Consider the following 12,354-nt stretch of genomic DNA (forward strand, 5'->3'; position numbering starts at 1 on the left):
ATGCCTTTTGCAATTTCTGGTTAACGAGATCTTAGTCTGCTATTAATTAGAGAGAGCTAATCCTTTCTCAAAAGGGAATTGCCATGTCAGTGAAATATACCCAAGCCATACGCGGCAGCTTTTTTGATATAACGGCGACGGTGACTCAACCGGAGCAACTCCCGCAACAGGCACGCCATATTGCCGATGGACTGCTGCTGATTAACGGCGGCCGAATTGTCAGTTTGCAGCCGTGGGAAGAGGGCCGCGCACAGCTGACGGACCAACATCCGCTGACAGATTATCGCGGCAAGCTGATCGTACCTGGCTTTGTCGACAGCCATATTCATTATCCACAGACCGAAATGATCGGTGCTTTTGGCGAACAGCTACTGGAATGGCTACAGCAGTATACTTTTCCGGTCGAAAGTCAGTATCACTGCCCGCAGCATGCGGAAAAAATGTCGGCTTTTTTCCTTCATCAGCTACTCAGTAATGGCACCACGACCGCACTGGTGTTTGGCACCGTCCATCCGCAATCCGTCGATGCTTTATTTAGTGCCGCAGAGCAGCTGGGGATGCGCCTGATTGCCGGCAAAGTGATGATGGACCGTAATGCGCCGGACTACCTCACCGAAAGCGCCGAACAGAGTTATCAGCAGACGCGAACGCTGATCGAGCGCTGGCATAATCGTGGCCGCCTCAGCTACGCCATTACCCCGCGTTTTGCGCCGACCTCGTCGCCAGAACTGCTCGCCTGCGTGCGCAGGCTCAGGCAGGAATTTCCGGACAGCTGGCTGCACACCCATTTAAGTGAAAATCCCCAGGAAGTTGAGTGGGTTAAATCGCTGTTTCCGGAAAACAGCAGCTATCTTGATGTTTATCATCACTACCAGCTTACCGGCCGCCGCAGCGTATTTGCGCACTGTCTGCATCTTGAAGATCAGGAGTGGGACTGCCTGCATCAAACCGATTCCTCCATCGCTTTTTGCCCAACCTCAAATTTGTTTCTGGGCAGCGGGCTGTTTGATGTGAAAAAGAGCTGGGACAAACAGGTGAAAATTGGCATCGGCACCGACGTCGGCGCAGGCACTACCTTTAATCTGCTGCAAACCCTGGGTGAAGCCTACAAAGTGTCGCAGCTGCAAGGTTACAAACTGGCAGCCTGTGAAGCTTTCTATCACGCGACGCTCGGCGGCGCGCAGGCGCTGGATCTCGACCACTGTATTGGTAATTTCAATGCCGGAAAAGAGGCGGATTTTGTGGTGCTGGATCCGGCGGTTTCGGCATTGCAGCAGCTGCGTCACGGCAACAGTCGCGATATCTGGGAGCAGCTTTTTGTACTGATGACATTGGGTGATGACCGCAATATTGCCGCCACCTGGGTTAACGGGAATAGCGTCTGGCAGCGCGTTGATGGGGAGAAAGCAGCATGATTCAATTTTTGCTTAACCAGACGCTGATCACCGAACAGCATATTGATCCCAATCTGACGGTACTGAATTATCTGCGTCAACATCAACGCCGCAGTGGTACTAAAGAGGGCTGCGCATCAGGCGATTGCGGTGCCTGTACCGTGACGCTGGGTAATGAAGTTAACGGCGAGATGCGCTATGAAACCATTAACAGCTGCCTGACGCTGGTCAGCACGCTGCAAGGAAAACAGCTGATAACCGTTGAAGATGTTAAACAGGGTAATCAGTTACATAGCGTGCAGCAGGCGATGGTAGACTGCCATGCCTCGCAATGCGGCTTCTGTACACCCGGTTTTGTTATGTCGCTATTCACTCTGCAAAAAAACAGCAGCAGCTGGGATCGTCATCAGACTGAACAGGCGCTGGCAGGCAATCTTTGTCGCTGTACCGGCTATCGTCCGATTGTCGATGCCGCACGTCAGGCCTGTGAAAGCTCCGAAGATGACACTTTTGATCGCCAGCAGGCCAGCGTAGCGCAGCAATTGCAGGCGCTGAAAAATCCTCAGCTACAGCAAATTGAGTGGCAGGGCCATCGCTGTCTGCTACCGAAAACCGTAGCTCAGCTGACAGAACTGTATCTGCAATATCCGGATGCTCGTCTGCTGGCTGGCGGTACTGACCTGGTGTTACAGATCAGCCAGCAATATAAAAGCTTGCCGCTGCTGATAGCGCTGGAACAGATTGACGAGCTGCAACAGTGTGAAATTAATGCTCAGGAGATCGTTCTGGGAGCCGCAGCCTCACTGACCGCCTGTTATCACTTTTTGACGGATAAGCTTCCCGGTTTTTCAGAAGTGTTGCAGCGTTTCGCCTCATTACAGATCCGCAATCAGGGCACGCTGGGTGGCAATATTGCCAATGCCTCGCCGATAGGCGATACGCCGCCGATGCTGCTGGCGCTGGATGCCAAATTAATTCTGCAATCTGGCGAGCAGCAGCGCCGCCTGCCGCTGTCACAGTTTTTCCTGAGCTACCGCAAAACTGCCTTACAACCGGGGGAGTTTATTCGCGCGATTGTGATTCCAAACGTGACAACGTCACATAACTTCCATGCCTGGAAAGTGTCGAAACGGCTTGATGACGATATTTCCACCGTTTTTGCCGCCTTTAATCTGCAAATTGTTGACGGCGTGATTGTTGAGGCGCGGGTGGCATTTGGCGGCATGGCAGAGATAGCGAAACGCGCCAGCGCCTGTGAACAGCAGCTGTCCGGTCAACAATTCGATCTGCGCACACTGGAGAACGCCTGCCGGGCGCTGGCGATCGATTTTCAGCCATTAAGCGATTTTCGCGCCAGCGCCGACTATCGCCTTCAGGTGGCGAAAAATCTGTTACGCCGTTACTACCATCTGTTATCCGGTGAGCTGACCATTACGGAGGTGGCGCGTTATGTCTCGTAATCGTCCTGCACTTAATGAAACATTGACTGAACAGCAGTATCTGGCGGCCATGCAAACTGGCGTTGGTCGCAGCAATAAGCATGAAAGTGCAGAAAAACACGTCTGCGGCGCAGCAGCTTATATCGACGATCGGCTGGAGTTTCCCGGCCAGTTGCATATCTGTCCACGGCTCAGTGAGCATGCCCACGCGCGCATCATCAGCATTGATACCGCCCCCTGTTATGCCATTCCCGGCGTGGTGCGGGTGCTTGGCTGGCAGGATGTGCCGGGCGATGGCGATATCGGCCCGCTGGAGCCGGGCGACCCGCTGCTGGCTAAAGATCGGGTGGATTATTTTGGTCAGGTGATTCTGGCGGTGGTGGCCGAAACCCCGCAGGCGGCACGTAAGGCGGCGCAGGCCGCGATTATTGAGTATCAGGAGCTGACGCCGCTGCTGGATGTCCGGCAGGCACTGGAGCAGCGCAGTTATGTTCAGCAGCCGCATATTCACCAGCGCGGCGATGCAGAGGCGGCACTGGCCCGTGCACCACATCGTCTCAGCGGTGAGTTTCATATTGGCGGTCAGGAGCATTTTTATCTGGAAACCCAGATTGCCATGGTGGTGCCCGGCGAAGATCGCGCACTGCGGGTGTTTTCATCCACGCAGAACCCGACCGAAGTGCAGAAACTGGTGGCCTCAGTGATGGGCATCAGCATGAACAAAGTTACCATCGATATGCGGCGAATGGGTGGAGGATTTGGCGGTAAAGAGACGCAGGCGGCGGGCGTTGCCTGCCTGTGTGCCGTCGCGGCAGCGTTAACCGGTCGGCCGGTTAAAATGCGCCTGGCGCGCCGCGATGATATGCAGATTACCGGCAAGCGTCATCCGTTCTATGTTCGTTACGACGTCGGATATGACGACGCTGGCCGATTCTGCGGGGTAAAAATTGATTTGGCGGCAAACTGCGGCTATTCGCTCGATCTCTCCGGCTCGATTGTTGACCGCGCGATGTTTCATGCCGATAACGCCTATTACCTCGGTGATGCGCTAATCACCGGCTACCGCTGCCGCACCAATACCGCCTCCAATACTGCCTATCGTGGTTTTGGCGGCCCACAAGGCATGGTGGCGATTGAGCAGATTATGGATCATATTGCCCGTGAGCGCGGTCTTGATCCGCTGGATATTCGCAAGCGTAACTATTACGGCAAACTACAGCGCAATATTACCCATTATCACCAGCAGGTTGAGGATAATCTGCTGGAAGAGATCACCGCACAACTGGAGCAGAGTGCCGGTTATCAGGCGCGTCGCGCCGAAATCAGTGCTTTTAACGCCAGCAGTCGCTTTATTAAGCGCGGTCTGGCGCTAACGCCGGTTAAATTCGGCATCTCTTTTACCTCCAGCTTTCTTAACCAGGCTGGGGCGTTGATCCTGATCTACAGCGACGGCACGGTACAGCTCAATCATGGCGGTACTGAAATGGGCCAGGGGCTGAATACTAAAGTGGCGCAAATTGTTGCTGAGGTGCTGCAAATCGATATCGACCAGATTGAAATCACCGCCACTGATACCGGTAAAGTGCCGAACACCTCACCGACTGCCGCCTCAAGCGGTACTGATCTGAATGGAAAAGCGGCGCAAAATGCGGCAGAAATTCTGCGCGAACGCATGACTTCGATGCTGTGTCAGTTACATCACTGCACGCCTGACGCGGTCAGCTTCCGCAACGGCATTGTCAAAGTTGCTGATAAGCACTTTAGCTTCGCAGAGGTGTCGCAGATGGCGTGGCTGAATCAGGTGCCGCTGTCGGCCACCGGTTATTATAAGGTGCCGGGTATTCACTACGATCGAGAGGCCGGACGCGGAAAGCCCTTTTACTACTTTGCTTATGGCGCTGCCTGTGCGGAAGTGGTGATCGACACGCTGACCGGTGAATATCGCCTGTTGCGCGCCGATATCCTGCATGACGTTGGCGCTTCGCTGAATCCGGCAATTGATATCGGGCAGATTGAGGGCGGATTTGTGCAGGGGATGGGCTGGCTGACCTGTGAAGAACTGGTCTGGAATGACCAGGGCAGGCTGATGACCGATGGGCCAGCCAGTTATAAGATTCCGGCGATTACTGATGTTCCGGCTGATATGCGCGTGACGCTGCTGGAAAACCGTAAGAATCCGCAAGATACCGTTTTTCATTCCAAAGCGGTGGGCGAACCTCCGTTTATGCTGGGAATCTCTGTGTGGTGCGCGCTACAGGACGCCGTTGCCAGTGTGGCCGGGTATCGCCAGCATCCGTTAATGGATTCGCCAGCCACGCCGGAGCGGGTATGGCGCGCCGCCAGTCAGCTGGCAGGAGGCGCAGATGATCTACCATGACTGGATCGCTGTTCTTGGTGAGCTGCGGGAAAAGCGCGAACCCTGCGTGCTGATTACCGTACTGGATGAGAAAGGCTCAGTACCGCGCGATCGCGGCAGCAAAATGGTGGTGACGCGTGAACGCAGTTATCTCACCATCGGCGGCGGGCATCTTGAATTCAGCTGCATCGGGCAGGCACGTGACCTGTTGAGCCGCGGCCAGCAAACGCCACACACCGAGCAGTTTGCCCTCGGTGCACGGCTTGGGCAATGCTGCGGCGGAATGACTACCATTCTGTTCGAACCGCTAATGCAGCAACAGCCGCAAATCGCGGTTTTTGGCGCAGGGCACGTCGGACAAGCGCTGGTTAGCTTGCTGTCGACGTTACCCTGTCACATTCACTGGATAGATGAACGCGAAGGGCAGTTTAATCTGGTGCCGCCCGGTGTTACTGTTTGTCAGGCAGAAGATCCGCGCGATCAGGTGCAGGCGATGCCAGTCGGCAGTTATTTTATTGTTATGACCCATCATCATCCGCGCGATCTGGAGCTGTGCGAAGCCATTTTACGCCGTGGTGACTATCGCTACTTCGGCGTAATCGGTTCGGCCACCAAGCGTCAGCGCTTTGAATACCGGCTGGAGGGTAAAGGTTTCAGTCGCCAGCAGCTGAACACCATGCGCTGTCCAATGGGGCTACCGGATGTAAAAGGAAAACTGCCAGCAGAGATTGCCGTCGCGGTAGCTGCAGAAATTATTGCGGTGTATCAGCAAAATTAGCCTGTAAAATCAAATGGCACTGCTATCTATTGCCACCTATGCTTTCTGCTTAACTGGTAAGGAGAGGAAGGTAAGGATATGCGTTTATCAACGGTTTTTCTGGCCACCAGTCTGGCTTTAAGCAGCAGCGCAGTCATGGCGCAGGCGGTGGAAGAGAGTAAAAAGGAGCAAACGGCAATGCCCGGCGAACAAAATCCATTCAGTCAACCCAGTGATTTAGCGTTTCAGACCCCTAATTTTAACCGTATTAACGACCAGGATTACCTGCCAGCAATAGAAGCCGGCATCAGGCAAAAGCGCGAGGAAGTACAGCGCATTGCAGATAATCCGGCAGCGCCAACCTTTGAGAATACCTATGAAGCGCTGGAGAAGAGTGGCCTGATGTTAAGGCGCGTAACCAACGTTTTCAGCGCCATGACTGCCGCCAATACTAACGATCGGCTGCAAAAAATTGATGAACAGACTGCACCGCTGTTGGCGGCGCTGGATGATGAGATCAAGCTCAACAGCAAACTGTTCGCCCGACTCGATCGGGTTTACCAGCAGCGCGATACGCTTCAGCTGTCAGCCGAGGCGCGTCGCCTGGTAGAGGTCAGCTGGCAGGCTTTTAAGCTGTCCGGCGCCACACTCTCCGAACAGCAAAAGACCCAGCTGAAAGCACTGAATCAGGAAGCCGCCACGCTCAGCACCCGCTTTACCAACCGTCTGCTGGCGGCGACCAAATCCGGCGCGTTAGTGCTGGCCGATAAAGCTCAGCTGGAGGGGTTAAGCGCCGGTGAACTGGCTGCGGCATCTGAGGCGGCCAGCCAGCGTGGCCTGCAGGATCGCTGGTTACTGGCGCTGCAAAACACCACGCAACAGCCCGACCTACAAATCCTCAGCCAGCGTGCGACGCGGGAAGCGTTGTTTAACGCCTCGTGGTTACGGGCAGAAAAGGGCGATGATAACGATACGCGTCAGCTGATTGCTCGCCTGGCGAAGGTGCGCGCCGGGCAGGCGCAACTGCTGGGCTTCAAAACCTACGCCGAGTGGAAATTACAGGATCAAATGGCGAAAACGCCGGATGCCGCGCTGAGTTTTATGCGTGAGATTGTGCCAGCAGCTACCGCCCGCGCCAGGCGTGAAGCGGCGGATATTCAGGCGGTGATCGATAAACAGCAGGGCAATTTTAAACTTGCTCCGTGGGACTGGGCTTTCTACGCCGAACAGGTGCGCCGCACCAAATACGATCTGGATGAATCGCAAATTAAGCCGTATTTCGAGCTGAATAACGTGCTGCAAAACGGTGTGTTCTATGCGGCGACCCAACTTTACGGCATCACCTTTAAACAGCGCGACGATCTGCCGGTTTATCATCCGGACGTCAAAGTGTATGAGGTGTTTGACGAAGATGGCCGCTCTATTGCGCTGTTCTATGCCGATTTCTTTAAGCGCGATAATAAAGGCGGCGGTGCCTGGATGGGCAATTTTGTCGAGCAGTCAAAACTGTTGGGCAGCAAACCGGTGATTTATAATGTCTCCAATATCAGCAAACCGGTCGCTGGCCAGCCTGCGCTGCTGTCATGGGATGAAGTGATCACACTTTTCCACGAATTTGGCCATGCGCTGCACGGCATCTTTGCCGATCAGCAATACCCGGGCCTATCCGGTACGGAAACCCCGCGTGATTTCGTTGAGTTTCCCTCTCAGTTTAATGAACACTGGGCCAGTGACGAGCAGGTGTTTAAACACTTCGCTCGCCATTATCAGAGTAATGAACCGATGCCGCAGGCGCTGCACGACAAGATCATCAAAGCCAATAAATTTAATAAAGGCTATGATATGACCGAACTGCTGTCGGCCGCGCTACTGGATATGCACTGGCACAGCCTGACGGCGAATGAACCATTGCAGGATGTTGATAACTTTGAGCAAAGCGCCCTGAAACAGGATAATATCGATCTGTCAGAGGTTCCGCCACGCTATCGTTCCAGTTACTTCCAGCATATCTGGGGCAATGGTTACGCCGCCGGATATTACGCCTATTTATGGACTCAGATGCTGGCCGATGATGGCTTTGAATGGTTCCGCGAGCACGGTGGGCTGACACGCGAAAACGGCCAGCGCTTCCGCGATATGATCCTCTCGCGCGGTAACAGCAGTGATTTGCGCCAGCTGTATCACGACTGGCGTGGGCAGGAGCCGCAAATCGAGCCAATGCTGATTAATCGCGGACTAAAGTAATATCAATAAGGGCGGCCTGCGCCGCCCGGACCACAGGATGGTTGGCTTAATGATCACAATTTTTACCGTATCCCGACGCAAATATTTACTGGCCGCCGCCGGGCTGGCTATCGTCTCGCTGTTCTCATCCACAGCAGTGTTGGCCGCTCAGCCGGAAACGCTGGCTGCTCAGCTCAGTGCTCTGGAGTCATCGGCCAACGGCCGTCTCGGTGTGGCACTGATTGACAGTGGATCATCGCGTCAGCTCAGCTATCGCGGCGACGAACGCTTCGCCATGACCAGTACCTTTAAAGCGCTTGCCGCTGCCGCTGTGCTGCAACGCAGCGTGCAACAGCCCGATTTACTGGATAAGCGCATTCATTATCAACAGAGCGATCTGGTGACCTATTCGCCGGTGACGGAAAAGCATCTGCAACAGGGAATGACCGTTGCTGAACTCGGCGCAGCGGCGGTTGAGCTGAGTGATAACTCGGCGGGCAACTTTCTGCTGCGCGAAATCGGCGGTCCGCAGGGTATTACCGCACTGGCACGCAGTTTAGGGGATAATCAGACCCGTCTGGACCGCTGGGAAACCGCGTTAAACAGTGCCATCCCTGGTGATCTGCGTGATACCTCAACGCCCAAAGCAATGGCGACAAATTTACATCAGCTGGCGTTGGGCAAGGCATTGCCCGCTGCTCAGCAGCAAATGCTGATTCAGTGGTTAAAGCAGAGTAAAACCGGCGCACAAAGCATTCGCGCGGGCGTGCCGGCAGGCTGGCAAGTGGGCGATAAAACCGGAGCGGGTGACTACGGCACCACCAACGATCTGGCGATCCTCTGGCCACCACAGGGCGAACCGCTGGTACTGGCTGTCTACTTTACTCAGCAGCAGCCGCAGGCTGAAGCGCGCCGCGATGTGCTGGCCAGCGCCACCAGGCTGGTGCTGGCGGCGTGGGAAAAACAGTAATCTGACTGGGCCAGCTTATTCCAGTGGCCCACCGAGAATGGTTTCACACATGCCGGAAAGAATGCGTTCGCCGGTTTCCTGTTTCAGCTCCTGATACCACTGTTCGGTAACTGCCATCTCTTTACCGTGGGTTACGTCACAGCGTTTGCGCGCCTTAAGCACCAGATCTTTTACCCGCCATGCGCGTTTTTCCTGATAACGCAGCAGCGCATCTTCAATTCCCAGCGAGTTGGTCTGCAACGCTGTCGCCAGTACAATCGCATCTTCCATTGCCGCACAGCCGCCCTGACCAATATCCGGCGTGGTGCTGTGGCCCGCATCGCCGAGCAGTGCGACCCGGCCTTTCACCAGTTGCATAAAAGGTTCGATATCATGAATTTCAATCCGGTTAGTGGTTTCCGGATTAATACTGGCAATCAGCTTTTGCACCGGCGCGGCCCAGCCAGCGAAATAACGCTGTAAGTCGTCACGAACCGTGCTGCGATCTTCCTTCAGTCCTGTTGGCAACGGCACATCAAAGAAGAAGTAGAAGCGATTGCCGCTGACCGGCATCAGGGAGACACGCTTGCCTTCACCGACAAAGGTAGTCCATTGATCGGCGGGGGCAATTGAGGAGTCAATCTCAACCAGCCCGTTCCAGTTAACGTAACCGGCATAGCGGCGTTCGGTACGATAACCCAGAACGTGCTGGCGGATAACCGAGTGGGTGCCATCTGCCGCAATCAGCAGATCGCCGTGGGCTTCAGTGCCATCATCAAACCAGGCAGTCACCCCAGCGGCTGATTCTTCGATATGGGTCACGCGTTTACCGAATTGCACCGCATCGCGACCATAGGTATCCAGCAGCATCGCCTGTAATTCCGCGCGTGCTACCGGATAAGGGCGTTCGCCAACGCTTTCGATTAGCGGATTGATACTGAAGCGCGTCATCGTCTGGCCATGCAGATAGTCGTGATAGGCCATGTAATGCATCGGTCCGCCCAGCGCGCGCAGTGGCTCTTTCATACCCAGCCAGTTAAGGCATTTCACGCCATTTGGCCAGATTGAAATCGCGGCGCCGACCGGTTTGATCTCTTTCACTGCCTCGTATACAGCAGTTTCAATACCAAAACGCTTCAGCGCTATCGCTGCGCACATACCGCCAATTCCGCCACCAATCACGATTGCTTTCATTACATTCTCCTTAAAGTCTGTAATCTGAAAAGCAATTTTTGTACCAGTTTGCCGGGCCAGCGTCAGGGGCTTGTATACAATGTCCGGCGTGCCGTTTGCGCGATGCTGGGGCGCTACGCTGGCGCAATGAGCTATGTTGGTGCGATATTCCGGCAGATTGTTTTCACTGGCCTAATTCGGCAGACTTTTTACTGCGCAAACCAGCATAAGCCTATCCGGCAGCTGTATCGTGGCACTGGCTTTCCAGCAAGCCGGGAAACATCTTTTGTACCGTTTGTTTATCAATTCTGAGCTGTAAGCTATCGGTATTTAATACAGCACGAATGACCGAGGTACTGATTTTTATATTATTAATGTACATCGTCATATTCTGGTTTAAATATTCGCGAGAAAGCTGAGTTAGCCGGCTGCTGGCCTCTGACTGTAATGTAATATCCAGCCTGACGGTAGCTGGATTATCCTCATCTTCCTCTTTAACTTTCAGCGTTAGCTGTTTGAAATCACAGGAAGAGTTGAAATTAATTTCAGCGCCATGCGTACCGGCAAAACTCGGTGAGGAGAGCAGTAAGGTGGCCAAAAGCACAGCGCCTCGCATCATTTTCATCATGATAAACTCCATTTATCAATAGGTTATAGGGTAATGTATCGCAGCTAAGTTCACCGCTGATGGGACGGTCAATACTCACATGAATATCTGGTTTTATCATTATGCAGTGGGTTTATGCAATATCGTTCAGGCAATAATAATGTTAACTCATCTTCAATAAGGTCTTCAGCTGACAATAAAGTGACTTTTGCTTTACTCATCTTTTCATCCTGATCTATTGATTCTGGAGTCGGCTCCAGAGTTTATAATCAGTGCAAATTAAAACAACGCAGGAAAAATTTAACGTCTTATCCGATATTTATTATTGTCGATGGATACTGCTTTACCAAAAAGGAGTTGGTATGAATATCACTATTATTGGCTGTGGTCACGGGGGCCAGGCGCTGGCGGCTCATCTGTCGCTTGCCCGCCACCGGGTAACACTGTATGCCGATGAAGCCCATCCGGGTTTTATCGATGGTATCTGCAATAATACTATTACTCTGAAAGGAAAAATCGACGGTGAGGCCACCATTGCTCATCTGACTAAAGATATTGCTGCTGCTTTAGCCGACGCCGAAGTAATTTATCTCTCATTGCCGACCAATGCGCATCTGGATCAGTTCAGAAAAATGCTGCCATGGCTTAAATCAGGCCAGATGGTGATTACACTGGCCGGGAACTTTAGCGGGTTATATTTCTATCGAGAGCTGGTTCTGACGGGCAGAAAAGATGATATTTATCTGGCTGATATCGCCTCATTACCCTATGCCTGTCGCACGCTGTATGCAGGAAAAATAGATGTTATTGATATCAAACGTTCTGTTGATATTGCAGCAATGCCATCAAAGCACACCGGCATTATTGTAAACAAGATTTGTGGACATTTCCCCAGCGAATTAACCGTCAGTGAAAGTCTGTTAGAATCAGGCCTGAATATTACCAGCGCTATTAGCCATCCGGCAATTATGCTGATGAATGCCGGCAGAATAGGAGAGGGCGAAGACGAGTTTTATTTCTATAAACAAGGTATTAGCCGCGAAATAGCCAACATTATCGAGCAACTGGATAACGAGCGGCGAAAAATAGGCCGACTGCTGGGATTTTCGCTACCAGGCTATCTGGACATTATGGAGAAATTTTACGCCGTCAAGCACGCGTCTTATTATGATTTTTTTACCCAATCTCGGGTGCATAATCAACAAAAGCTTTGCCCAACCGCCGTCAGCAACCGCTATCTGTCTCAGGATGTTCCTTACGTGATGGTTCCCTGGCACAGCCTGGGTTTACATCTGGGCTACGAATCGACAGTGATGCGCTCAATTATTGATTTAACGTCGGTTTTAAATAATAGCTGTTATTACCGTAATGGCCGATTGCTTAGTGAAGATTTCTTCTGCCATATGAGCAGCAGCGATATCACGCAATATATGAAGACCGGCGATTAAAGTTGAAA

The 12,354-nt window shown here is 53.1% G+C and carries 10 protein-coding genes; 7 read left to right on the plus strand and 3 right to left on the minus strand.

The annotated features are described in order from the left end of the window. Positions 1–83: 83 nt before the first annotated feature. The 6 genes from guaD (at position 84) to bla (ending at position 9,139) form a co-directional block, all read left to right on the plus strand. Entirely contained in the window at positions 84–1,415 is a 1,332-nt protein-coding gene (guaD, locus tag RIN69_RS11185; protein ID WP_313857458.1) for a guanine deaminase, read from the plus strand. Continuing rightward, positions 1,412–2,854 carry a xanthine dehydrogenase small subunit gene (gene xdhA, locus RIN69_RS11190; protein ID WP_313857459.1) on the plus strand — a complete coding sequence of 481 codons (1,443 nt, stop codon included), beginning with the start codon at positions 1,412–1,414 and terminating at the stop codon, positions 2,852–2,854. The genes guaD and xdhA overlap by 4 nt, the downstream gene beginning before the upstream one ends. Continuing rightward, on the plus strand, positions 2,844–5,210 hold the full coding sequence (gene xdhB / locus RIN69_RS11195; RefSeq protein WP_313857461.1) for a xanthine dehydrogenase molybdopterin binding subunit: 2,367 nt from the start codon (positions 2,844–2,846) through the stop codon (positions 5,208–5,210). The genes xdhA and xdhB overlap by 11 nt, the downstream gene beginning before the upstream one ends. After that, positions 5,197–5,967 carry a xanthine dehydrogenase accessory protein XdhC gene (xdhC, locus tag RIN69_RS11200; protein WP_313857462.1) on the plus strand — a complete coding sequence of 257 codons (771 nt, stop codon included), beginning with the start codon at positions 5,197–5,199 and terminating at the stop codon, positions 5,965–5,967. Before xdhB ends, xdhC begins: the two co-directional genes overlap by 14 nt. Before the next feature lie 135 nt (positions 5,968–6,102). Then, the gene (dcp, locus tag RIN69_RS11205; RefSeq protein ID WP_390902538.1) at positions 6,103–8,190 is read left to right on the plus strand and encodes a peptidyl-dipeptidase Dcp; all 2,088 of its coding nucleotides are present in this window, start codon (positions 6,103–6,105) and stop codon (positions 8,188–8,190) included. A 49-nt stretch (positions 8,191–8,239) separates the two neighbouring features. Further along, on the plus strand, positions 8,240–9,139 hold the full coding sequence (gene bla / locus RIN69_RS11210; protein WP_390902516.1) for a class A beta-lactamase: 900 nt from the start codon (positions 8,240–8,242) through the stop codon (positions 9,137–9,139). A 15-nt stretch (positions 9,140–9,154) separates the two neighbouring features. On the opposite strand, the gene hpxO is transcribed toward bla, so the two are convergent. The 3 genes from hpxO to RIN69_RS11225 all read right to left on the minus strand — a co-directional run bounded on the left by hpxO (position 9,155) and on the right by RIN69_RS11225 (position 11,119). Further along, positions 9,155–10,312, minus strand: a complete 1,158-nt coding sequence (gene hpxO / locus RIN69_RS11215) for an FAD-dependent urate hydroxylase HpxO (protein ID WP_313857464.1) — start codon at positions 10,310–10,312, stop codon at positions 9,155–9,157. A 211-nt stretch (positions 10,313–10,523) separates the two neighbouring features. Continuing rightward, positions 10,524–10,919, minus strand: a complete 396-nt coding sequence (locus RIN69_RS11220) for a hypothetical protein (RefSeq protein ID WP_313857465.1) — start codon at positions 10,917–10,919, stop codon at positions 10,524–10,526. A 68-nt stretch (positions 10,920–10,987) separates the two neighbouring features. Beyond that, entirely contained in the window at positions 10,988–11,119 is a 132-nt protein-coding gene (locus RIN69_RS11225; RefSeq protein WP_313857466.1) for a hypothetical protein, read from the minus strand. 141 nt (positions 11,120–11,260) lie between these two features. Between RIN69_RS11225 and RIN69_RS11230 the strand changes: the two genes are divergently transcribed. After that, positions 11,261–12,346, plus strand: coding sequence for an NAD/NADP-dependent octopine/nopaline dehydrogenase family protein (locus tag RIN69_RS11230; RefSeq protein WP_313857468.1), 1,086 nt, complete (start codon positions 11,261–11,263; stop codon positions 12,344–12,346). Positions 12,347–12,354: the final 8 nt, after the last annotated feature.

The sequence above is a fragment of the Winslowiella toletana genome (assembly GCF_032164335.1).
Lineage (GTDB): Bacteria > Pseudomonadota > Gammaproteobacteria > Enterobacterales > Enterobacteriaceae > Erwinia > Erwinia toletana_A.